At 72.1% G+C, this 22,874-nt stretch carries 21 protein-coding genes and 1 pseudogene; 13 read left to right on the forward strand and 9 right to left on the reverse strand.

Annotated elements, in window-relative coordinates; translation table 11 throughout:
• Positions 1-17 precede the first annotated feature (17 nt).
• On the forward strand, positions 18-338 hold the full coding sequence (locus ACLJOK_RS20505; protein WP_410820322.1) for a hypothetical protein: 321 nt from the start codon (positions 18-20) through the stop codon (positions 336-338).
• 12 nt (positions 339-350) lie between these two features.
• Here ACLJOK_RS20505 and ACLJOK_RS20510 read toward each other — a convergent pair whose 3' ends face one another.
• The 3 genes and pseudogenes from ACLJOK_RS20510 to ACLJOK_RS20520 all read right to left on the reverse strand — a co-directional run.
• A complete protein-coding gene (locus ACLJOK_RS20510; RefSeq protein WP_354941232.1) occupies positions 351-1,613 on the reverse strand; it encodes an acetyl-CoA C-acetyltransferase in 1,263 nt (420 codons plus the stop codon).
• 78 nt (positions 1,614-1,691) lie between these two features.
• Positions 1,692-2,504 carry an SGNH/GDSL hydrolase family protein gene (locus ACLJOK_RS20515; protein WP_410821549.1) on the reverse strand — a complete coding sequence of 271 codons (813 nt, stop codon included), beginning with the start codon at positions 2,502-2,504 and terminating at the stop codon, positions 1,692-1,694.
• Positions 2,490-3,553 (reverse strand): annotated as a pseudogene (locus ACLJOK_RS20520) (SGNH/GDSL hydrolase family protein); the annotation flags it as partial. The gene ACLJOK_RS20515 and the pseudogene ACLJOK_RS20520, both read right to left, overlap by 15 nt.
• Positions 3,554-3,703: 150 nt before the next feature.
• Here ACLJOK_RS20520 and ACLJOK_RS20525 point away from each other — a divergent pair.
• Positions 3,704-4,060, forward strand: a complete 357-nt coding sequence (locus ACLJOK_RS20525; RefSeq protein WP_410820323.1) for a YkvA family protein — start codon at positions 3,704-3,706, stop codon at positions 4,058-4,060.
• Between the two features lie 73 nt (positions 4,061-4,133).
• Positions 4,134-5,504 carry a cystathionine beta-synthase gene (locus tag ACLJOK_RS20530; protein WP_410820324.1) on the forward strand — a complete coding sequence of 457 codons (1,371 nt, stop codon included), beginning with the start codon at positions 4,134-4,136 and terminating at the stop codon, positions 5,502-5,504.
• Positions 5,505-5,686: 182 nt separating this feature from the next.
• Here the strand turns inward: ACLJOK_RS20530 and ACLJOK_RS20535 are convergent, their stop codons facing one another.
• The 4 genes from ACLJOK_RS20535 to ACLJOK_RS20550 all read right to left on the reverse strand — a co-directional run bounded on the left by ACLJOK_RS20535 (position 5,687) and on the right by ACLJOK_RS20550 (position 8,650).
• Positions 5,687-6,196, reverse strand: coding sequence for a GNAT family N-acetyltransferase (locus ACLJOK_RS20535; protein ID WP_410820325.1), 510 nt, complete (start codon positions 6,194-6,196; stop codon positions 5,687-5,689).
• Positions 6,193-7,122: a ribonuclease Z gene (locus ACLJOK_RS20540; protein ID WP_410820326.1), complete on the reverse strand. Its 930-nt coding sequence runs from the start codon at positions 7,120-7,122 to the stop codon at positions 6,193-6,195. Before ACLJOK_RS20540 ends, ACLJOK_RS20535 begins: the two co-directional genes overlap by 4 nt.
• A gap of 366 nt (positions 7,123-7,488) precedes the next feature.
• Complete coding sequence (gene msrA / locus ACLJOK_RS20545; RefSeq protein WP_410820327.1) at positions 7,489-8,151, reverse strand: peptide-methionine (S)-S-oxide reductase MsrA; 663 nt, start codon at positions 8,149-8,151, stop codon at positions 7,489-7,491.
• A gap of 76 nt (positions 8,152-8,227) precedes the next feature.
• A complete protein-coding gene (locus ACLJOK_RS20550; protein WP_410820328.1) occupies positions 8,228-8,650 on the reverse strand; it encodes an HIT family protein in 423 nt (140 codons plus the stop codon).
• Positions 8,651-8,747: 97 nt separating this feature from the next.
• Between ACLJOK_RS20550 and ACLJOK_RS20555 the strand changes: the two genes are divergently transcribed.
• From ACLJOK_RS20555 to ilvA, 4 genes are read left to right on the forward strand one after another with little or no spacing between them, the layout of a single operon-like run.
• Positions 8,748-9,890, forward strand: coding sequence for a cystathionine gamma-synthase (locus ACLJOK_RS20555; RefSeq protein WP_238679765.1), 1,143 nt, complete (start codon positions 8,748-8,750; stop codon positions 9,888-9,890).
• 13 nt (positions 9,891-9,903) lie between these two features.
• Positions 9,904-11,313, forward strand: a complete 1,410-nt coding sequence (locus ACLJOK_RS20560) for an amidase (RefSeq protein WP_410820329.1) — start codon at positions 9,904-9,906, stop codon at positions 11,311-11,313.
• 46 nt (positions 11,314-11,359) lie between these two features.
• On the forward strand, positions 11,360-12,361 hold the full coding sequence (locus ACLJOK_RS20565) for a DUF4328 domain-containing protein (RefSeq protein ID WP_410820330.1): 1,002 nt from the start codon (positions 11,360-11,362) through the stop codon (positions 12,359-12,361).
• Entirely contained in the window at positions 12,358-13,578 is a 1,221-nt protein-coding gene (ilvA, locus tag ACLJOK_RS20570) for a threonine ammonia-lyase (protein WP_410820331.1), read from the forward strand. Before ACLJOK_RS20565 ends, ilvA begins: the two co-directional genes overlap by 4 nt.
• A 96-nt stretch (positions 13,579-13,674) precedes the next feature.
• Here ilvA and greA read toward each other — a convergent pair whose 3' ends face one another.
• On the reverse strand, positions 13,675-14,172 hold the full coding sequence (gene greA / locus ACLJOK_RS20575) for a transcription elongation factor GreA (protein ID WP_410820332.1): 498 nt from the start codon (positions 14,170-14,172) through the stop codon (positions 13,675-13,677).
• A gap of 156 nt (positions 14,173-14,328) precedes the next feature.
• Positions 14,329-14,769 carry a DUF4307 domain-containing protein gene (locus ACLJOK_RS20580; RefSeq protein ID WP_410820333.1) on the reverse strand — a complete coding sequence of 147 codons (441 nt, stop codon included), beginning with the start codon at positions 14,767-14,769 and terminating at the stop codon, positions 14,329-14,331.
• A gap of 203 nt (positions 14,770-14,972) precedes the next feature.
• Here ACLJOK_RS20580 and mca point away from each other — a divergent pair, with 203 nt between their 5' ends.
• The 6 genes from mca (at position 14,973) to purE (ending at position 22,817) form a co-directional block, all read left to right on the forward strand.
• The gene (gene mca / locus ACLJOK_RS20585; RefSeq protein WP_410820334.1) at positions 14,973-15,854 is read left to right on the forward strand and encodes a mycothiol conjugate amidase Mca; all 882 of its coding nucleotides are present in this window, start codon (positions 14,973-14,975) and stop codon (positions 15,852-15,854) included.
• Between the two features lie 48 nt (positions 15,855-15,902).
• Entirely contained in the window at positions 15,903-16,196 is a 294-nt protein-coding gene (locus ACLJOK_RS20590; RefSeq protein WP_112582453.1) for a hypothetical protein, read from the forward strand.
• A 179-nt stretch (positions 16,197-16,375) separates the two neighbouring features.
• Entirely contained in the window at positions 16,376-18,907 is a 2,532-nt protein-coding gene (locus ACLJOK_RS20595; RefSeq protein ID WP_410820335.1) for a putative bifunctional diguanylate cyclase/phosphodiesterase, read from the forward strand.
• A gap of 52 nt (positions 18,908-18,959) precedes the next feature.
• Complete coding sequence (locus tag ACLJOK_RS20600; RefSeq protein WP_410820336.1) at positions 18,960-20,996, forward strand: thioredoxin domain-containing protein; 2,037 nt, start codon at positions 18,960-18,962, stop codon at positions 20,994-20,996.
• A gap of 121 nt (positions 20,997-21,117) precedes the next feature.
• Positions 21,118-22,293 (forward strand): 5-(carboxyamino)imidazole ribonucleotide synthase, encoded by a 1,176-nt coding sequence (locus ACLJOK_RS20605; RefSeq protein WP_410820337.1) that lies wholly within the window; start codon positions 21,118-21,120, stop codon positions 22,291-22,293.
• A gap of 32 nt (positions 22,294-22,325) precedes the next feature.
• Positions 22,326-22,817: a 5-(carboxyamino)imidazole ribonucleotide mutase gene (gene purE / locus ACLJOK_RS20610; protein WP_410820338.1), complete on the forward strand. Its 492-nt coding sequence runs from the start codon at positions 22,326-22,328 to the stop codon at positions 22,815-22,817.
• Positions 22,818-22,874: the final 57 nt, after the last annotated feature.

Consider the following 22,874-nt stretch of genomic DNA (forward strand, 5'->3'; position numbering starts at 1 on the left):
CCGTAGACTCGGCGGCGATGAGCGCAGCGGAGTTGGACAAGGCCGTGCAGTTGCTGGTCCGTCAGATCGCGCACTGGCAGCAGCCCCGGTGGGCGGCGGCCGCGACCGCCGGCAACGTGTCCCGCGCCGACCTGGTGCACCGTCTGGTGCAGGAGATCGCCAACCTGGCCGCCGACGCCGAGGGGGAGCCCCGTCGGGTGGTGCCCCGGCTCGACAACGACCTGGCCCTGCCCGACCAGTTGCGGGTTGTCGCGGCGGACCTGCTGGCCGCCGACCCGGGGGACGAGGCGCTGACCCGGGCCGCCGCCGAGGTGACGGCGACCCGCAGCGCGCTCTGAGGGCAGCTCGGCTCAGCTGAGCCGTTCCAGCACCATGGCCATGCCCTGGCCACCGCCCACGCACATGGTCTCCAGACCGATGGTCTTGTCGTGCCACTCCAGCGCGTTGAGCAGGGTGCCGGTGATCCGGGCGCCGGTCATGCCGAAGGGGTGACCGACCGCGATGGCCCCGCCCATCACGTTCAGCTTCTCCTCCGGGATGCCCAACTGGCGGTAGGAGGGGATGACCTGCGCGGCGAACGCCTCGTTGATCTCGACGAGGTCGACGTCGTCGATGGTCATGCCGGCCCGGCGCAGCGCCTGCCGGGACGCCTCGACCGGCCCGAGACCCATGATCTCCGGCGACAGGGCTGTCACACCGGTCGAGACGATCCGGGCCAGCGGGGTGAGCCCGAGCTCCTCGGCCCGCTGGGCGCTCATCACCACCACGGCGGCCGCGCCGTCGTTGAGCGGGCAGCAGTTGCCGGCGGTGATCCGACCGTCCGGGCGGAACACCGGCTTCAGGCCGGAGACCGCGTCGAGGGTGACGCCGGCCCGGGGCCCGTCGTCGGTGCTCACCACGGTGCCGTCCGGCGTGGTGACCGGGGTGATCTCCCGGGCCCAGAAACCGTCGGCGATGGCCTTCTCGGCGAGGTTCTGGCTGCGTACGCCGAACTCGTCCATGTCGGCGCGGGTGACGTCGTGCACCTGGGCCAGGTTCTCCGCGGTCTGCCCCATGGTCAGGTAGATGTCGGGCAGCTCGCCGGCCTCACGCGGGTCGGTCCACACCTCGGCGCCGCCCTGCGCGCGGCGCTTCGAGCGCTCGCCGGCCGACCCGAAGCGGGGGTTCTCCCAGCCGCCACCGACCACTGCCTGCGCCTCGGGCGGCAGCCCGTCGGAGCTGCCCCGGGCGTAGCGGGAGACCATCTCCACCCCGGCGGAGACGAACACGTCGCCCTCGCCGGCCCGGATCGCGTGCATCGCCATCCGGGTGGTCTGCAACGAGGAGGCGCAGTAGCGGGTCAGCGTGGCGCCGGGGACAGTGTCCAGACCGAGGAGGGTGGACACCACCCGGGCCATGTTGAAGCCCTGCTCGCCGCCGGGCAGGCCGCACCCGAGGTAGAGGTCGTCGATAGTGGTCGGATCGAGAGCGGGGATCTTGTCCAGCGCGGCCTGGACGATGGTCGCGGCGAGGTCGTCGGAACGGACGTCGCGCAGGGACCCCTTGTGCGCCCGGCCGATGGGGGAGCGGGCGGTGGCGACGATGACGGCGTCGCGGGACGACTCAATCGGCATGGACCAACGTTAACCCGCCGGTAACATGGCGCGGAAGAAGCGGGCGCGGCGGGAAATGTCACCCTGGCCGGGGACGATCTAGCGCCGGGTCGTGGCCGCCGCCGCGGCGACGATGGCGGGCAGCAGCGCGTGTGCCCACACCCGGTAGCCGTCGGCGGAGGGGTGGAAGCCGTCCTGGCAGAGCGTCCCGGCGTCGGCCCGGAACACCGGCCCGGTCTCGGTGGCCAGGTCGACCACCGAGCCGCCCGCCTCCAGCGCAGCCGTGGTCTGCGCGCGGGCCACCCGGCGCCCGGACCAGCCGACCACCTGGCGCAGCGGAGGCGCGATCGCACGCACCGCGCCGAGGTCGGGGCAGGTGCCCACCACCACCTCGACGCGCGCCTCCCGCAGCCGGTGCACCGCAGCGCCGAGATAGGCCGCCGCGTCGGAGGGTCGACGCAACCCGGTGGCGTCGTTCGCGCCGATCAGGATCAACGCCACGTCGGGCCGCTCACCGAGCAGGGCCCGGGCCACCTGGGTGGCGAGGTCCGTCGAGCGGGACCCGGAGACACCGACGCTGGACAGGTGCACCCGGCGGCCGGTCGGGCCCTCGGCGAGCAGGTTGGCCAACTGCCCTCCGATGGTGTCTTCAAGACGGTCGACACCGACGCCCAGTGCCGACGAGTCGCCCAGCAGCACCAGTCGCAGCGGGGAAGCGCCCGCCCGGCCGATCGTGGCGCGCAGGGCCAGGCCCAGCTCCGGTTGGGCGTAGCGCCGGTGTCGGGCCACGAACGCCTCACCAGCGAGGACGGCGGCGCCCCCGACGGTGCCGGCGAACAGCGAGATCGCCGCCGCCCGACCCAGTCGGCCGGCGAGGCCGACGGTCACACTCCGCGCGCTGCGCTCGTTCATGCCAGTCCCTCCACTGTCGAGGTGTCCGAGGCGGACCCGTGCTGCGGCACCGCGCCGACACCGAAGAACGCCCGTCGGCGCAGCTGCGCCCACCGGCCGGCCGGCCCTCGGTCGCGGCCCCGGACCTGGACGCCGCTGACCTCCGTGCCGGCGTGTCGAGCCGCCTCCTGCGCTGCCTCCGGCAGCGACCGTACGCCGTCGCCGCGCGTCGGTGTGGCCCGTCGTTCCGGGGTCGCGCCGAGGGCGGAGAGCATCGTCGGTAGGAGCGCGGCAGCGGCCATCGCGTACCCCTCGGCGGAGGGATGGAACCGGTCCCAGGCGAACATCCGGGTCGGCTCGGCCACGAACCGTGGGCCGAGCAGGTCACCGAGGGAAACAGTCCAGCCGCCCGCCTCGACCACGGCCACCGTCTGGGCGGCCGCGAGCTGGCGGCTCCAACGGTGCGCCAGCCAGCGCAGAGGTGGCTGGATCGGGCGGATCGCGCCCAGGTCGGGGCAGGTGCCGACGACCACCTCGCACCCCGCGTCGCGCAGGGTGTGCACCGCCTCTACCAGGTAGCGCACCGCCAGGCCGCGCGGCGTGCGGTTGGTAATGTCGTTGCCGCCGATGAGGATCACCGCGATGTCGGGTCGGCACTCCAGCGCCGCCTCCACCTGGTGGCGCAGCGCGACCGAGATGGCGCCGACCACAGCGAAACGGTGCAACTGCACCGGCCGGTGCAGTCGACGGGACAGGCCGGTGGCGAGCAGCGCCCCGGGCGTCTCCCGACGGCGGTGCACCCCGTAGCCGGCCGCCGACGAGTCACCGAGCACGACCATTGTGAGCGCCGGACCGGGGAACTTCCCGCCGTACATCCCGTCGCAGCGGGGCGGCGGCGCCTCGGCCATCGGGATGGTCCGTCGAGCCTGGCGGGCCTGGCCGACCAGCACCCCGCCGGTCGCCACCGCGGCGGCCGCAGTGGCGCCGGTGCCGATGGCGGCCAGCCGGACGAACCGCCGGGCCTGCCGCCAGCGCTCACCACCGGGTACGACGGAACCTGCCACCCCCATACCGCGACATTATCGCGCTGGCCCGACACACCGCTGTCGTCGTGACGGCACGCGGGTGCCTGGAAACCGACGCGACGGGGTACCTGGGTTCCAGAGGCCGGCCGACTTGCGCCGACCCGCCACGCTGATCCGGCGGAGAGGAGCGCGACGATGAGTAAGACACTGAAGCGCAGCGCGGCGTTCACGGCCCTGGCGCGGGCCCTGGCGGCCGGGGCGCGCAACGGGCCGTCGATCGGCACGCGGTTGGCCGCGCTGCCCCGGATGATCCGAGCAACCACCAAGGGGGAGTACGACGGTGGCCTTCGCCTGGCCCTGATGACCGCGGCGACGGCGTACATCGTCTCGCCGATCGACCTGCTCCCGGAGATCCCGCTGGCGATCTTCGGGCTGGCCGACGACGCGGTCATGGTCACCTGGTTGGCCGGCAGCGTGCTCGCCGAGACCGACCGGTTCCTGGAGTGGGAGGCCCGCCGCAGCTCGGTCATCCCCGGAGGGCTGGTGCCCTGACGACACGTACGCTGGGCGGTGAGCAAACGTCTTCCCGGCCGCCCACCGCCGGCGCCGCAACGAAGGGCACACAGTGCAGTACTACGACAACGTCGTCGACATGATCGGCAACACCCCGCTGGTGCGTCTGCGTAACGTCACCGAGGGCATCCAGGCCACAGTGCTGGCCAAGGTGGAGTACGTCAACCCGGGCGGCTCGGTGAAGGACCGGATCGCGCTGCGGATGGTGGAGGACGCCGAGGCCGCCGGCCTGCTCAAGCCCGGCGGCACCATCGTCGAGCCGACCAGCGGCAACACCGGCGTCGGGTTGGCCCTGGTTGCCCAGCTCAAGGGCTACAAGTGCGTCTTCGTCTGCCCCGACAAGGTCAGCCAGGACAAGCAGGACGTGCTCCGGGCGTACGGTGCCGAGGTGGTGGTCTGCCCGACCGCCGTCGCGCCGGAGGACCCGCGCTCGTACTACAACGTCTCCGACCGGCTGACCCGGGAGATCCCCGGCGCCTGGAAGCCCAACCAGTACAGCAACCCGGCCAACCCGCGCTCGCACTACGAGACGACCGGCCCGGAGCTGTGGAAGCAGACCGACGGCGAGCTCACCCACTTCGTGACCGGTGTCGGCACCGGCGGCACCATCTCCGGCATCGGCCGGTACCTCAAGGAGGCGTCCGAGGGCCGCGTGCGGATCGTCGGGGCCGACCCGGAGGGCTCGGTCTACTCCGGCGGCACCGGCCGGCCGTACCTGGTGGAGGGCGTCGGCGAGGACTTCTGGCCGGAGACGTACGACCGGGATGTCGCCGACGAGATCGTGGAGGTCTCCGACAAGGCGTCCTTCGAGATGACCCGGCGACTGGCCCGCGAGGAGGGGCTGCTGGTCGGCGGTTCCTGCGGCATGGCGGTGGTCGCCGCCCTGGAGGTCGCCCGCCGGGCCGGCCCGGACGACGTGGTGGTGGTGCTGCTGCCCGACGGCGGCCGAGGCTACCTCTCCAAGATCTTCAACGACTCGTGGATGGCTCGGTACGGCTTCCTCGACAACTCCGGTGCCGAGCCGACGGTGGCCGACGCACTGGCCAGCAAGCCGGGCGGGCTGCCCGAGCTGGTGCACGTGCACCCGACCGAGACCGTCCGCGACGCGATCGACTACATGCGCGAGTACGGCGTCTCGCAGCTTCCGGTGCTCAAGGCCGAGCCGCCCGTGGTGACCGGTGAGGTCGCCGGCTCGATCGCCGAGCGGGACCTGCTCGACGCGTTGTTCACCGGCCAGGCCCACCTGCACGACACGATCGAGCGGCACATGGGCGACCCGCTGCCGATGATCGGTGGTGGCCAGCCGGTGAGCGAGGCGGTGGGCCTGCTGGAGAAGTCCGACGCCGCCCTGGTCCTGGTCGACGGCAAGCCCAAGGGCGTACTAACCCGCCAAGACCTCCTGTCCCACCTAGGCGCCCACTAGCCCCCACCCCACCCCACCCCACTCACCCCACCCCACCCCACCTCACCCCGGCTCACGTCGATCATGGAGTTGTGGTGGTGCGCAAAGCAGGCAGCCGTGCCCAAAGCCCCCACCACAAGTCCTTGATCGACCGGGTCAGGGGCGGGGCGGGGCGGGGACGGCGGGACGGGGGCGGGACGGGGTTAGAAAACGCGGGCGTAGCGGAGCTGTCGGGTCGGGGCCGACCCGATTGCCTCATCTCGTTCGTCGCCCGTGGGGGTCCAGCCGCCGCGCTCGTAGAAAGAGCGGGCGTGGGCGTTGTCTCGCAGTACCCAGAGCACGGCACGCCGCCAGCCCTGCGCCCGCATGGCGTCCAGCGCGTCCACCATCAGGGTTCGGCCGACGCCGCGGCCCTGCTCGGCCGGGTCGAGGTGGATCGCGTTGAGCAGCCCGGTGGCGGGGTCGTCCTCGTCGTCCGGGCCCAGGTGGCTGAACCCGACCAGCGCCCCAGCCCGCTCGGCCACTGTCATCCGGTGGGTGTCCCGCTCCCAGATCCACCGCTCGACCCAGTACCGCCCCATGGCCTCCGGTGTCGGGTCGGCCAGCGCCTCGGCCGGCAGGAAGGCGGAGTACGCGGCGACCCGGGAGCGCTGGTGCAGGGCACCCACCGCCATCAGGTCGCCTTCGGTCGCGGGGCGGAGCGTGACGGTCACCCGGCCGAGGCTACCCGGCGGGGCGGAAGCTGCACCGTGGTCAGATCATCGGCGATGATCAGATCGCCGTCGAAGTGCGCGCGCGCCTCGTCGTGGAACCGTCGCGGGTCGGGGTAGCGCTGGGAGAAATGGGTGAGCACGAGTCGGCGTACCCCGGATTCGGTCGCCACCCGGGCGGCCTGCGCCGCGGTCAGGTGGCCGACCTCGGCGGCGAGCGCGGCCTCCGACTCCAGGAACGTCGACTCGATGACCAGCAGGTCGGCGTGCTCGGCGAGGGCGTACACGCCGTCGCAGAGGCCGGTGTCCATCACGAACGCGAACCGCTGACCCGGCCGGGGCACGCTCACCTCGGCCCTGGTGACGCGGCGTCCGTCGAGGTCCAGGTGCCCGACGCGGATCAGCTCGCCGACTGCCGGCCCGGCGATGCCGTACGCGGCCAGCTTCTCCGGCAGCATCCGGTGCCCGTCCGGCTCGACCAGCCGGTAGCCGTACGTCTCGATGGGGTGGCGGAGCCGGCGTGCCTCCAGCGTGCCGCAGCGCAGGGCGATCTGCTGCCCGTCGGCCTCGATGGGCTCGACCCGCAGTTCGGCGGTCTCGTGGAACGAGGTGGCGTACCGCAGCCGGGCGAAGTATTCGGCGCCGCCGGCGGGGAAGTGCACGGCGACCGGGTGGGCCACCCGGTCCAGGGAGAGTCGCTGGATGGTGCCGGGCAGGCCCAGGCAGTGGTCGCCGTGGAAGTGGGTGACGCAGATCCGGGTCAGGTCGGTGGCGGTGACAGTGGTGTGCAGGAGCTGACGCTGGCTGCCCTCACCCGGGTCGAAGAGGATCACCTCGTCGTCCCAGCGCAGCACGTACCCGTTGTGGTTGCGCTGACGGGTCGGCGCCTGGCTGGCCGTCCCCAGCACCACCAGCTCGCGCATGGACATCGCCACTCCCGCGGATAAGGAGCGACCCCCGGGGCGCTCCGCGCATGTGCGCGGGCCGGCTGGACTTGGCCGGCACCCCGGGGGTCGGGTGGCTGTCGTGGATTCGCCGCACCGCTGCCACACGGTCTCGACGATGGTGCTTTTGCCCGCCTCGCGGCAGGCCGATCACTGTCGAGGACAGCGGCTAGCTGACAGCCACCTCACGAGTCCGATTGCTATACAAGTCTGGACCACCTCCTTTCACGTGTACGGCCACGTTATCGAGTTCTCGTCGGGCTCGGCAACGGATTTCGATCACAGGGCCGGACGGGAATGCCCGGCCACCTCCTGGGTGGCCGGGCATCACACGTGTGCGGGTGGCGGTTGTCAGCCGCCGACTCGGGCCACCCCGACCGGGCAGCTCAGTCCGTTCGGGCCGTGGTTGCAGTACCCGTTCGGGTTCTTGGTCGGCGCCAGGTACTGCTGGTGGTAGTCCTCGGCGAAGTAGTAGCTGCCGAGCGGGGCGATCTCGGTGGTGATCTCACCCTTGCCGGCCCGCGTCACGATCGGCTGGAACGCGTCCCGGGACGAATCCGCGATGGTCCGCTGCTCGTCGGTGGTCGTGTAGATCGCCGAGCGGTACTGGGTGCCCACGTCGTTGCCCTGGCGCATGCCCTGGGTCGGGTCGTGGTTCTCCCAGAAGACCTTCAGCAGGTCCTCATAGTTGATCTTGCTGGGGTCGTACACCACCTGGACGACCTCGGCGTGCCCGGTCCGGCCGGAGCACGTCTCCTCGTACGTCGGGTTCTTGGTGATGCCACCCGCGTAGCCGGCGGAGGTGGTGTAGACGCCGGGCAGCGTCCAGAACAGCCGCTCGGCACCCCAGAAACAGCCCATGCCGAAGACCGCGACCTGAAGGCCCTCAGGAAACGGGCCCTTCAACGGGGTGCCCAGCACCTCGTGGCGGTCGGCGACCGGCATGGCGATCGGGCGGCCCGGCAGGGCCTGGTCGGGCGAGACCATATCGGCGTTCATACGGCGCAAAAACACGGTGGGGATCTCCTCTCGTACCTCTCCCAGCGTGTAACACCGGAGGGTTCACCTTCCTTACCCGCGTGACAGTGAGTCAGGCCCCACCGGGGAGCGCCGTCGCGATCCGGTCCGCGTACGTCTGGGCCTCGGTGTCCTCCCCGTACCGGGTGCGCGGCCAGAAGAAGCCGCGCAACCCGTCGCCCTTGGTACGCGGGACCACGTGGGTGTGCAGGTGGGGCACCGATTGGGACACCTTGTTGTTCATCGCCACGAACGTCCCACCGGCGCCGAGAGCGGTCTCCACCGCCACCGCCATCCGCTGAACCATGGTGAAGTAGCCGGGCAGCAGGTCGGCCGGCAACTCCGCCAGGGTGACCAGGTGCACCCGGGGCACCACCAGCACATGCCCTTTGAACACCGGACGGGTGTCCAGGAACGCCACCCCGTCCGGGGTGTCGGCCACCCGGAACGCCGGCACCTCGCCCGCCACGATCCCGCAGAACACGCAACCGCTCATCGGGCCAGGCTATGCCGGCGGCCCCGGACGGTACGGCTCCCGCCCGGGAGCACGGGTTCCGTTCCAGCCCTCGGGACGGGGCACTAGCCTCACCAGAATGAGTCACGGCTTCGAGACGCTCGCCATCCACGCCGGTCAGGACCCCGAGGCCCGCACCGGCGCGGTGATCCCACCGATCTACCAGACCAGCACGTACGCCCAGGACGCCGTCGGTGCACCTCGCCTCGGCTACGAGTACAGCCGCTCCGGCAACCCGACCCGTGACGCGCTCCAGGAGTGCCTGGCAGCGCTGGAGGGCGGGCCGGTGGGGCTCGCCTTCGCCAGCGGCCTGGCGGCCGAGGACACCCTGCTGCGGGCCGTGTGCCAGCCCGGCGACCACGTGGTGATCCCGGACGACGCGTACGGCGGCACGTACCGGCTCTTCGCCCGGGTCGCCCAGCGCTGGGGCCTGGAGTTCAGCCCCGCCAAGGTCTCCGACCCGGCCTCGATCCGGGCGGCCGTGCAGCCCGGCCGCACGAAGATCGTCTGGGTGGAGACGCCGACCAACCCGCTGCTCGGCATCGCCGACATCGCCGCCCTGGCCGCCGTGGCACACGACGCGGGCGCCCTGCTGGTGGTGGACAACACCTTCGCCTCGCCGTACCTCCAGCAGCCGATCGCCTTCGGCGCGGACGTGGTGGTGCACTCCACCACCAAGTACATCGGCGGGCACTCCGACGTGGTCGGTGGCGCGCTCGTCGTCGCCGACGCCGGGCTCGGCGAGGAGTTGCGCTACCACCAGAACGCGATGGGCGCGATCAACGGCCCGTTCGACGCCTGGCTCACCCTGCGCGGCATCAAGACCCTCGGGGTACGCATGGACCGGCACTGCGACAACGCCGAGCGGCTCGCCGCGTACCTCGACGGGCACGCCAAGGTCGCCCAGGTGATCTATCCGGGGCTGCCTTCGCACCCCGGTCACGAGGTGGCCGCCAAGCAGATGCGCCGGTTCGGCGGCATGATCTCGTTCCGTGCCGCCGGTGGTGAGGACCACGCCGTGGACATCTGCAACCGGGCCAAGCTCTTCGTGCTCGCCGAGTCGCTGGGCGGTGTGGAATCCCTGATCGAGCACCCGGGTCGGATGACACACGCAAGTGCTGCCGGCTCGCCGCTTGAAGTTCCCGGCGATCTCGTGCGACTGTCTGTCGGCATCGAGACGGTCGACGACCTACTCGCCGATCTGGAGCAGGCGCTGGGCTGACCGCTGGGGGAGGATGGCCGTGCAGGACATCATGGCGACCTGGGTCGGAGCGACCGCCAAGCAGATCGCCCGGGGCGTACGCCGAGGTGACGTTTCGGCGACCCAGGTCGTCGCCGACCACCTCGAGTACATCTCCCGAGCCGACCGTGAGCTGGCCGCGTTCCGCGCCGTTCGCGGCGGTGAGGCGATCACCGAGGCGGAGAAGGTCGACGAGCAGGAGGACCTGGCCAACTTGCCGCTGGCCGGGGTTCCGGTGGCGGTCAAGGAGAACACCCCGGTCGCCGGCCTGCCCACCTGGAACGGGTCGGCCGCCGCCCGCACCGACGTGGCGGAGGCCGACCACGAGGTGGTGCGTCGGTTACGTGGCGCCGGGGCGGTGATCCTCGGCGTGACCCGGATGCCGGAGCTGGGGCTGTGGGCACTGACCGACGACGACAGCGCGGTGACCCGTAACCCGTGGGACAGCACGCGTACCCCCGGTGGGTCCTCGGGTGGTGCCGCCGCGGCGGTCGCCGCCGGGCTGGTGCCGATCGCGCACGCCAACGACGGTCTCGGCTCGATCCGGATTCCCGCTGCCTGCTGCGGACTCGTCGGGCTCAAGCCCGGTCGGGGCGTGGTCCCCTGCCAACTCGGGGCGGACGACTGGTTCGGCCTCACCGAGCACGGCATGTTGACCAGCACTGTCGCCGACGCGGCGGTCGGCTTCTCGGTGCTCGCCGGCCGGCGTCCCGAGAAGCTGGTCCCCCCGCAGCGGCTGCGGGTGGGTGTCTCGCTGCGCTCCCCGGTGCGCGGTGTCGCACCGGACGCCCCCAACCGGGACGCGGTCGCCGCCGCCGGTCGGCTCCTCGCCACTGCCGGGCACGACACGGTGCCGGCCGATCCGGTCTACCCGACCGCGCTCGGCCTCCAGGGCATCGCCACCTGGTTCGCCGCAGCCGCCGCCGACGTCCGGGCCTCCGGTATGGACCGGCGTGGGCTGCAACGGCGTACCCGGCGGCACGTCGCGTTGGGCGAGTGGGCGCAGCGTCGCGGCTACGTGCGGGAGGCGGACCGGGCCGCCTGGCGGCAACGGTCGGTCGACTTCTTCACCGACCACGCGGTCGACCTGCTGCTCACCCCGGCGCTGGCCAGCGCGCCACCGGAGGCGGCTCGCTGGTCGGAGCGCTCCTGGCGGGCGAACATGACAGCCAACATCCGGTACGCCCCGTACGCCGCGCCCTGGAACATCGCCGGCCTGCCGGCGGTCGTCGTGCCGGTCGGTCGCCGCCCGGACGGCCTGCCGGTCGCCGTGCAACTGGTCGGTCCGCCCGGCTCGGAACTGCTGCTGCTCGGTGTGGCCGGTCAGTTCGAGATGGCCGCCCCGTGGACGCGCCACGCCCCCGGCTATCCCCGCGTCGGCACAGGGTCACCGGCCACCGCATGATCGTCTAGGGTGTGCGCGCATCGTCGCGCGGACCCGGGGAACACCTATGCGCTGCCAGACCTGCGGGGACGCCACGTCCCCCGAGCACCACGAATGCCAGCGTTGCCACACACCGCTCGGCCAGCCCGCCGTCACGCCGGGGCTGCCGACCTATCGGGTCCGCGGGATCGGTCTGGCCGTCCGCATCGCGGTCGGCGCGACCGCCGTGCTCTACCTGGCAGTGGCGCTCTCGCCGCTGGTGGGAATGGCCCTGGCTCGGCAGGCCCGCGTCGACAACGAGCATGAGCTGCTGCTCGCTGCGGTGATCGTGCAGGTGGTGCTGTCGCTGCCCATGGTGGTCGCGTACCTCACCGCCGCCGTACTAACGATCATTTGGACCTGGCGGGCGCGGAAGAACATCGAGGCGTTCCCGGGTGCCCTGCCGACGCTCGGTACGGGTTGGGCGATCGCCGGTTGGCTGGTGCCCTTCGCCAATCTCGTGGTGCCGGCCCGGGTTGTCGCCAACGTGGCCCGCGACAGCCTCTGGCGGCGGTTCACCCCGACCCTGGTGGCCGTCTGGTGGAGTGCCTGGCTGGTCTTCAGCGTCGGCGAGCGGGTGGTCAGTCGCCTCGACACCCGGGCGTACGACAGTCTGCCGGAGACACCATTGACCGACGGCGACTACCAGGCGTACAGCGACTACTACCGCGACTCTCTTCTGCGCAACACAGTGCCCGCGGTGGCCTGCGTGATCGCCGCGGTGGCGCTGTACCTGCTGATCCAGCGGATCTCCGCGGCTCAGGAAGGCCGCATCGCCCGCGCGCTGCCAGCCTGGCCGACCGCCGCGGTCTGGCCGGCTCCCCCCGTCTGGCCGGCTGGGCCGGTTCCGGGTGGGGATCCCGTCGGCGGTGCCGGGCCGTTGGCCTCCGGGCCGGGCGGGGAGGCGTCGGTCGCTGCGGGTCTGCCGCTGCCGGCGGTTCCCGCGCCGGCCGTGACCCCGCCGGCACACCAGTCGAGGCCGGTGTCGCCGCCGAGTGCTCCGGAGTCGGGTGGCACGATCGGGGCATGACGGAACTGGTCGGTCTCGACGACGTGCGGGCCGCACGGGAGTTGCTCGCTGGCGTCATCCGCACCACCCCGTTGGAGCCCTCCCGGCCGCTCAGCGCGGCACTGGGCGGGCCGACGTGGCTCAAGTGCGAGAACGTGCAGCGCGCCGGCTCGTACAAGGTGCGGGGCGCGTACGTGCGGATCTCCCGGTTGTCGGCGGCGGAGCGGGAGCGCGGCGTGGTCGCGGCGAGCGCGGGTAACCACGCGCAGGGCGTGGCTCTCGCCGCCGGCCTGGTCGGCACGCACGCCACAGTCTTCATGCCGGTCAACGCGCCGCTGCCGAAGGTGGCGGCCACGAAGGGGTACGGCGCGCAGGTCGAGCTGGCCGGGAACACCGTGGACGAGTCGCTGGTCGCCGCGCACACGTACGCCGAGCTCACCGGGGCGGTGCTGATCCACCCGTTCGACCACCCCGATGTGATCGCCGGGCAGGGCACTGTGGCGCTGGAGATCCTCGAACAGTGCCCGGACGTGAAGACGATCATCACCGGGGTGGGTGGGGGCGGTCTGATCTCGGGCATGGCGGTGGCCGTGAAGGCATTGCGGCCGGACGTCCGGATCATCGGCGTGCAGGCGGCCGGGGCGGCGGCGTTCCCGCCCTCACTGGTGGCCGGGGAACCGGTACGGCTGCCCATCTTCTCCACCATCGCCGACGGCATCGCTGTCGGCCGGCCGGGAGAGATCACCTTCAACCACGTGCGCAAGCTGGTCGACGAGATCGTCACGGTCTCCGAGGAGGACATCTCCCGGGCCCTGCTGATGCTGCTGGAGCGGGGCAAGCAGGTGGTCGAGCCGGCCGGGGCGGTCGGTGTGGCCGCGCTGCTGGCTGGCGTGGTCGAGGTGCAGACCCCGGTGGTCGCGGTGCTCTCCGGCGGCAACATCGACCCGTTGCTGATGCTGCGGGTGATCGAGCACGGGTTGGCCGCAGCGGGTCGCTACCTGCGGGTGACCGTCCGCTGTTCGGATCGGCCGGGGCAGCTCGCGTCGCTGCTCAGCCAGATCGCCGAGCACCGGGCCAACGTGGTGGACGTGGAGCACCAGCGGGCCAACCCGCACCTCAGCCTCGGCGAGGTGGAGGTGGCGCTGTCGGTGGAGACCCGGGGCGTCGAGCACTCGGACACCCTGATCAGCGCCCTGCGGGCCAGCGGCTACCAGGTGGTCTTCGCGGCCGAGGCGTGACACCGGTGGGTGCCACGCCTCGGATGCGCGGTGCTGAGACAGCGGGTGCCGGCGTCGGTCGACCCGGCCGGTAGCGGGTAGCGCGATCGGCGACGGTCAGCCGGAGAACGGCTCGAAGCTGACCACTGTCACCTTGATGTCGGCGCCGCTGGGCGCCGTGTAGGTGCAGGTCTGCCCGGCTCGGCCACCCAGGATCGCCCTGCCCAGCGCGGACTCCGGGCTGTAGACGGTCAGGTCGGTGGTGGCCGCGATCTCCCGGGAACCGAGCAGGAAGGTCTCGGTGTCGTTGGTGTCGTCGTCGAAGTAGATCGTCACCACCATGCCCGGCGACACCGCGTCGGCCGTCGGCGCCGTGCCGACCTTCGCGGTGCGCAGCAGCTCCTGCAGGTAGCGGATGCGACCCTCGGCCTTGCCCTGCTCCTCGCGGGCGGCGTGGTAGCCGCCGTTCTCCTTGAGGTCGCCCTCCTCGCGCCGAGCGTTGATCTCAGCTGCGATCGCCGGACGGTTGGCGATGTGCTCGTCGAGCTCGGCCTGGAGGCGGTCGTGCGCGTCCTGCGACAGCCAGGTGGCGGGCGCCTCGTTGCCAGTGGACACAGGCGTTCTCCTCAGTTGTGCGTGGCTGGCTGACAGGTGAGTTACCAAGTTACCAGTGCGGTACGACACAGCGTGTCGGCCATCACCGCCGGTGTCCGGATCCGACACCGGGGGTAGGCGCCCCGCCAGCCCCGCTTCTGGTGCTGTTCGCGCAGCTCAGGACGGTGGTCGGCAGCGCAGAACCTCACCGATGAACGGCCGCGCGGTGGTGGTCAGGCGGTGCTGGTTCGTCACGTGCCGATCCCCGGGATCGGCGGTCACGGTGACCTGTTCGCGGCCCACCTCGGCACCGGCACGGTCCCGGGCGCGCAGCACGCAGACCGCTGATCCACCCGGCGGGACCGTCACCCGAAAGTCGACAAGCACCTGCTTGTCCGTGATGTCGGTGTACGTGATCACCTGGGCGTCGTAGACCGGGTCGCCGTACTGGCGGTAGAGCCGGACCGAGATCACGGTCAGCGTGGCCACGAGCGCCAACAGCGCCAGCGCGGCCAGCAGCGTACGGCGGCGCTTTCCGCCCGGTGCCCGACGGCGGCCGTAGCGCCCGGCCGGGAATACCGGCGCGCCTGGTGAAATTGTGGCGTGCGTCTCGGTCACCGGCGGGTATCTCCTGGCGTTGTTGTCGGCGGCATCGGCAAGAATGACAGAGCCCCATCCTCCCACCCGGTCCAGCGGCAGGAATGGCAGGTCATGCCCGGCGCTGGTGGCCGGCGACAGGGTATGGCGAGGAAAGATCCCGGCAGGTCAGCCGGTCGAGCCCGGTCGGGTCCACCGTCCGGCACAGACGAGGAGCGCCGAAGTTGGCAGAGCAACTGCGTCTCATGGCCGTGCACGCGCACCCGGACGACGAGTCGAGCAAGGGCGCGGCGACGACGGCGAAGTATGTCGCTCAGGGGGTGGACGTCCTGGTCGTGACGTGCACCGGTGGCGAGCGCGGGAGCGTGCTCAACCCCAAGCTCGACCGCCCCGACGTGTGGGCCAACATCGGCGAGATCCGGCGTGCCGAGATGGACGCCGCCCGGGCCATCCTCGGTGTCGACCAGGCCTGGCTGGGCTTCGTCGACTCGGGTCTGCCCGAGGGCGATCCGCTGCCGCCGCTGCCCGAGGGCTGTTTCGCCCTCCAGGACGTCGAGGTCGCCGCGGGCCCGCTGGTGCGGCTGATGCGTGAGTTCCGTCCGCACGTGGTGACCACGTACGACGAGGAGGGTGGCTACCCGCACCCGGACCACATCATGTGCCACAACGTGAGCGTGGCCGCGTTCGAGGCCGCCGGTGACCCGGAGCGCTACCCGGAGCTGGGCGCGCCCTGGCAGCCGCTGAAGCTCTACTACGACATCGGCTTCTCCAAGGGCAAGATCATGGCCTTGCACGAGGGCATGCTGGCCGCCGGTCTGGAATCGCCCTACGAGGAGTGGCTCAAGCGGTGGGAGGATCGCCCCGACAAGGGCCCGCGGATCACCACCCGGGTCGAGTGCGCCGAATACTTCCCGGTCCGCGATGACGCGCTGCGCGCTCACGCCACCCAGGTCGACCCGGACGGCTTCTGGTTCCACGTGCCGATGGAGCTCCAGCAGAGCGCCTGGCCGACCGAGGACTACGAGTTGGCCCGCTCGATGGTCGACAGCCCGCTGCCCGAGTCCGATCTCTTCGCCGGGGTGCGGGAGACGGCGCACGCGCGCTGATTCCCGGCGGGGCTACCCTGGTTACCAACCGCACATCGGAGGAACGCCATGCTGACCGCTGCCCAGGTGCTCGCGGAGAACAACTTCGGGGACACCCGCACGGGTGGTCTGGCCGGGCCGATGGGCCTCTTCCTCATCCTGCTGCTGGCCACCGCGACCATCCTGCTGATCCGCAACATGAACGCTCGGCTGCGCCGTCTGCCGGACCGTTTCCCCCAGCAGTCCGGGTCGACCGACCCGACCAGGGCCGATGCGGCAGTCGTCGATCCGACAGACGGGACCGGGGGGCGTGATTCATCCACGCCCGCTCCCAATGGGCACCAGCAGCACCTGAACGGGTAGTCCGCGCGTGAATCACGCCGAACCGGGTGGTCGCCCCCTGTTGCGGCCACCCGGTTTGGCTTAGCCTTCCGCCGGGGGGACCAAAAGTCCCCGAGCCGTGTGCGGGAGGGGGCGCCGATGACCAGCACAGCACCGGCCGCCCGCCGCGACACCGGTCGGTCGGCTGACGGGGGAGGTCGATGACCTCCGATCCGGCCGACGACCCGTTCGATCGGCTCGGGGTGCGTGGCACGCCGGGCCGGCTGCTCGTGCTCACCGCCGCCGTCACGCTGACCGCCCTGGCCGCCGCCGCGGTCGGGTTGACCCTCCCGGTCCGGCTGCCGGCCGACGACTCCCTCGGCGGTCCGGCCCGCTTCGGCATCGCCGTCGCCGTCCTGGCCCTCGCCCAGCTCGCCCGGCTGCGATTCCGCTCGGCCGCGGGCATGGTCAGCATCACCTGGGGCGAGGCGGCCCTGATCGTCTGCCTCTACCTGACCCCGGCCGGCTGGCTCCCGTCCGCCACGTTGCTCGGCACCGGGCTGGCCTGGACGATGCTGTCACTGCACAACGACCGCCGCCCCGCCCTGGAGATCGTCCGGATCGCCGCGTCGCTGGCCGCCGCGTCGGCACTGGCCGTCTCCGTGACCACCGCGCTCGGGCGGCCGCTGCTCTCGCCACCCACCCCGATGCTGGCGCTCGCCGTGATCGCCGGGTCGGTGACGTACCTCCTGGTGACCGCCTGGCTGGGCGGCGTGACGCTGGGCCTGCGGCACGGGCTGCCGATCGGCCCGCCGCTGCTCGCCGCGCTGCGCGGCAAGCTGCTGATGTTCGTCGGCAACGTGGCGGTCGGCCTCGTCGTGGTCGCTCTGCTGGAACTCGACCCGCGCTGGTTGCTGTTGCTGCCGCCGCTGCTGTGGCTATTGCAGCAGACCTACCGTTACCGGCTGCGCTCCGATCAGGAGCGCCGCACCTGGCGTGCCTTCGCCGAGGCCACCGCGGCCCTCAACCAGCTCGACGAGCGGGGCGTGGCCAGCGCCGCCGTCACCGGGGCGCTGACGCTGTTCAACGCCGAACTGGTGGACGTCGACGTGGCCCGGGCCGACGGCCGGTGGCACCGCTACCGGGGCGACGCCAGCGGTCAGCTGGTCGACCGGGAGACCGGCCCACCGGACAAGTCGGAGCCGGACGAGCACGAGCTGAGCCGGGCGCTGTCGGTCGGCGCCGCGCCGGTCGGTCGGCTGCGGGTGCGGTTCCCCCGCTCGGCCCCGCCCACGGCCCGGGAACATGACGCGGTGGCCGCGTTCGGCGACGCGCTCGCCGCCGCGCTGCACGACGCCGCGACCCACCACGAGCTGCGGTTGGTGACCGCCCGTTCGTCGTACGAGGCGGTGCACGACCCGCTCACCGGGCTCGCCAACCGCGCGGCGATGCTGAGCAAGGGCGACCAGTCGCTGCGACAGCTCAGCCACGACCACCCGGTGGCGCTGCTGCTGTTGGACATCAACCAGTTCAAGGAAGTCAACGACACCCTCGGCCACGCGGCGGGTGACCAGCTGCTGCGGCTGACCGCGAACCGCCTCAACGCGCTGGTCCGCCCCGGCGACCTGCTCGGCCGACTCGGCGGCGACGAGTTCGCCCTGCTGCTCACGGCGGTGCCGGTGCTCGGCGACCGGGCCGCCCCGATGGCCCACGCGTTGCGTCAGGCCCGCGAGATCGCCGAGCGGCTGGCCGCGCCGACCGAGGTGGCCGGCGTACGGATGTCCATCGAGGTCTCGGTCGGGGTGGTGGTGGCCGCCGCGGGCACCGCGGACCTGACCGAGCTGCTGCGTCGGGCCGACATCGCGATGTACCAGGCCAAGGAGGGCGGCGGCAACGTCGCCGCGTACGACGGCGCGCGCGACGCGGCCAGCACCGACCAGCTCGCCCTGCTCGCCGAGCTGCGTGAGGCGTTGAAGGTCGACGATCAGCTGGTGCTGGCGTTGCAGCCGGCTGTCGACCTGGCCACTGGCGCGCCCACCGGGGTGGAGGCGCTGATCCGTTGGCAGCACCCCCGGCGTGGGTGGCTGAACCCGGCCGACTTCATCCGGCCGGTGGAGAACAGCGAGCAGCTCGGCGCCTTCACCCGCTACGTGCTGAACAAGGCGCTCAGCGTGGCCGCCAGTTGGGCCCGTGAGGGGCTGGACGTCCCGATCTCGGTCAACCTCTCGGCACGCAGCCTGCTCGACCCCCGGTTGCCGGCGGAGATCGCCGACGCGTTGCGCCGCCACCAGGTGCCGCCGCACCGGCTCGTTCTGGAGATCACCGAGACGGTGGTGATGAGCGAGCTGGAGGTCATCGACGAGGTGCTGGCGACGCTCCGGTCGATGGGCGTGCAGCTCGCTGTCGACGACTTCGGCACCGGCTTCTCGTCGCTGACCTTCCTCACCCGGATCGCTGTGGACGAGTTGAAGGTGGACCGCTCCTTCGTCATCCGGATGGCCGACTCGCCGGAGGCCGCCGCGATCGTCCGGACGACCGTCGGCCTCGCTCACGAGTTGGGGTTGCGGGTGGTCGCCGAAGGGGTGGAGACAGCCGAGCAGCGGATGGCCCTGGCCGAGTTGGGTTGCACCTCCGCGCAGGGATACCACTTCTTCAAGCCGATGCCGGCGGACAAGATCGGCGCGGTGCTGGGGTCGCTGCGCGACTCGGCAGAGTCGAACGTGTTCCGGCTCCGCGCCGACGGCGCGTCCTGACCGTCCGGGTGGAGCCCGCGCGGTCCGCGCCGGGGCTGGCTATGGTCGTCAGGTGAACCGACTCGCCGACGCCACAAGTCCGTACCTGCTCCAGCACGCCGACAACCCGGTCGACTGGTGGCCCTGGTCGGACGAGGCGTTCGCCGAGGCGAAGCGGCGGGACGTTCCGGTGCTCATCTCGGTGGGCTACGCGGCCTGCCACTGGTGCCACGTCATGGCACACGAGTCGTTCGAGAACGCGCAGGTCGGCGCCCTGATGAACGACAACTTCGTGTCGATCAAGGTGGATCGTGAGGAGCGCCCGGACGTGGACGCGGTCTACATGACCGCCACCCAGGCGATGACCGGCCAGGGCGGTTGGCCGATGACTGTCTTCGCCACACCGGACGGCACCCCGTTCTTCTGCGGCACCTACTTCCCGCGACCCAACTTCGTCCAGCTGCTCCAGTCGGTCGCCACCGCCTGGCGTGAGCAGCGCGAGGCGGTGCTGGGCCAGGGCGCCGCCGTGGTCGAGGCGATCGGCGGCGCGCAGGCCGTGGGTGGCCCCACCGCGCCGCTGGACGGCCCGCTGCTCGACGCGGCGGCCGCCAAGCTGGCCAGCGAGTACGACGCCACGAACGGCGGGTTCGGTGGCGCCCCGAAGTTCCCGCCGCACATGAACCTGCTCTTCCTGCTGCGCCACCACCAGCGCACCGGTGATTCCGGCAGCCTGGAGATCACCCGGCACACCGCCGAGGCGATGGCCCGGGGCGGCATCTACGACCAGCTCGCGGGCGGCTTCGCCCGCTATTCGGTGGACGCGCACTGGACGGTGCCGCACTTCGAGAAGATGCTCTACGACAACGCGCTGCTGCTGCGGGTCTACACCCAGCTGTGGCGACTCACCGGTGACCCGCTGGCCCGCCGGGTGGCCCGGGACACCGCCCGGTTCCTCGCCGACGAGCTGCACCGGCCGGGGCAGGGATTCGCGTCCGCACTGGACGCCGACACCGAGGGCGTCGAGGGGCTCACCTACGCCTGGACGCCCGCCCAACTCGTCGAGGCGTTGGGCGAGGAGGACGGCCGGTTCGCCGCCGACCTGTTCACCGTCACGGACGAGGGCACCTTCGAACACAGCATGAGCGTGCTCAAGCTCGCCCGCGACGTGGACGATGCCGCGCCCGAGGTACGCGCCCGCTGGCAGCAGGTGGTCGGGCGGCTGCTCGCCGCCCGGGACACCCGCCCGCAGCCGGCCCTCGACGACAAGGTGGTGGCCGCCTGGAACGGCCTGGCGATCACCGCCATCGCCGAGTTCCAGCAGGTCGCCGCCGTCTACGCGTCCCCGCAGGACTCGGACGCCAACCTGATGGACGGCGTCACCATCGTCGCCGACGGTGCGATGCGCCAGGCCGCCGAGCACCTGGCCACCGTGCACCTGGTGGACGGCCGGCTGCGCCGGGTCTCCCGGGACGGCAAGGTCGGCGAGCCGGCTGGTGTCCTGGAGGACTACGGCTGTGTGGCCGAGGCCTTCTGCGCGTTGCACCAGCTCACCGGGGAGGGCCGCTGGCTCACACTGGCCGGCGAGCTGCTGGACACCGCCCTGGCGCATTTCGCCGCGCCCGGTGGCGCCTTCTACGACACCGCCGACGACGCGGAGCGGCTCGTCGCCCGGCCGGCCGACCCGACCGACAACGCCACCCCGTCCGGCCGGTCGGCGTTGATCGCCGGGCTGGTGGCGTACTCGGCGCTGACCGGGGAGACGCGCTACCGGGAAGCAGCCGAAGCGGCCCTCGGCACTGTCGCGCCGATCGTCGGTAAGCACCCCCGGTTCACCGGGTACGCGGCAATGGTCGGCGAGGCGTTGCTCTCCGGGCCGTACGAGATCGCCGTGGTCACCGACGACCCGGCCGGCGACCCCCTGGTGGCCGCCGCCCGCCGGCACGCCCCGCCCGGAGCTGTGGTCGTCGCGGGGCGTCCGGACCAGCCGGGTGTGCCGCTGCTCGCCGACCGCCCGCTGGTCGAGGGGCGGTCCGCCGCGTACGTCTGCCGGGGTTTCGTCTGCCAGCGGCCGGTCACCTCGGTCGAGGACCTGGTAGCCGAGCTGGGCTGAGCGCACGGCCACGCCCGGTAGTCGCCCGCGCCGCCCGTCGGGTGGTCCCGCCAGCGCTTCCGAGGCGGGTCGCCAGCCCTCCCGGTGGGCCCGTCGGCGGCCCGGATAGGCTGGCCGCGCTATGGATTCCCGTACCGGTCTGCCAGTTGTCGGCATGGTGGGTGGCGGCCAGTTGGCCCGGATGACCCACCAGGCCGCGATCGCCCTCGGCCAGTCACTGCGTGTGCTCGCGACCGCCCCCGACGACGGCGCGGCGCTGGTCGCCGCCGACGTCCAGTACGGCGACCACACCGACCTGGCCGCCCTGCGTACCTTCGCCAAGGGCTGCGACGTCGTCACCTTCGACCACGAGCACGTGCCTTCCGAGCACATCCGCACGCTGGCGGCGGAAGGGGTGGCTCTCTACCCGCCGGCGGACGCGCTGTTGCACGCCCAGGACAAGCAGGTCATGCGGGAACGCCTGACCGAGCTGGGTGCGCCCAACCCGGCCTGGCGGCCGGTCGGGGAGCCCGCCGACCTGGTCGGCTTCGGCGAGCAGGTCGGCTGGCCGGTGGTGCTCAAGGCGGCCCGGGGTGGGTACGACGGCCGGGGCGTCTGGATGGTCGACGACGCCGCGCAGGCCACCGAGTTGGCGACCACGCTGCTCGCTGGCGGCACCCGGCTGATCGTCGAGGAGCGGGTGCCGCTGCGGCGGGAGTTGGCCGTGCAGGTGGCCCGTTCGCCGTTCGGTCAGGTGGCCGCGTACCCGGTGGTCGAGACGGTGCAGCGCGACGGCATCAACGTGGAGGTGCTGGCCCCGGCGCCCGGCCTGGACGAGGAGCTGGCGGTCTCCGCTCAGCAGCTCGCCATCGATCTGGCCACCGCGCTCGGTGTGATCGGCCTGCTGGCCGTCGAGCTGTTCGAGGTGCGCGACGACGCCGGCCGGCCGGCGATCGTGGTCAACGAGCTGGCGATGCGTCCGCACAACTCCGGGCACTGGACCATCGAGGGTGCCCGGACCTCGCAGTTCGAGCAGCACCTGCGGGCCGTGCTCGACTACCCGATGGGTGATACCGCGTTGACCGCCCCGGTGGTGGTGTCGGCGAACGTGCTCGGCGGTGAGCCGGGCGGGATGTCGATCGACGAGCGGTTGCACCACCTCTTCGCCGCCGAGCCGGGTGCCAAGGTGCACCTGTACGGCAAGCAGGTGCGACCCGGCCGCAAGATCGGGCACGTCACGGTGCTCGGTGACGACCTGGACGACCTGCGGGCCCGGGCCGCGCGGGCCGCGCGCTGGCTGCGCGAGGGCCACGAGTGAGTGACGGTTTCGGCAACGAGGAGAGGGCCGCAGTGAGCACGGTTGGCTTGATCATGGGCAGCGACTCGGACTGGCCGACCATGCGGGCCGCGTCCGAGGTGTTGGACGACTTCGGCGTGGCGTACGAGGTCCGGGTGATCTCGGCGCACCGGACTCCGGTCGCGATGATCGAGTACGGGCGCGACGCCGCCGACCGGGGCCTCAAGGTGATCATCGCGGGGGCGGGGGGTGCCGCCGCGCTGCCCGGCATGGTGGCCTCGGTGACGCCGCTGCCGGTGATCGGTGTGCCGGTGCCGCTGAAGCACCTCGACGGCATGGATTCGCTGCTGTCCATCGTGCAGATGCCGGCCGGGATCCCGGTCGCCACCGTGTCGATCGGCAACGCCCGCAACGCCGGCCTGCTCGCCGTACGGATCCTCGGTGCCGCCGACGAGGGACTGCGCGCCAAGATGACGACGTACCAGCAGGACCTGGAAAAGCTGGTAGCGACAAAGGAAGCGGCCCTCCAAGCCACCCTGCTCTAGTCCCCGCCCCGCCCTCAACCGGCGTCGATCATGTAGCCATGGTGCCCGAAAAGGGGG

The organism is Micromonospora sp. 050-3, from assembly GCF_046549335.1.
In the GTDB taxonomy this organism is placed as follows: Bacteria; Actinomycetota; Actinomycetes; order Mycobacteriales; family Micromonosporaceae; genus Micromonospora; species Micromonospora trifolii.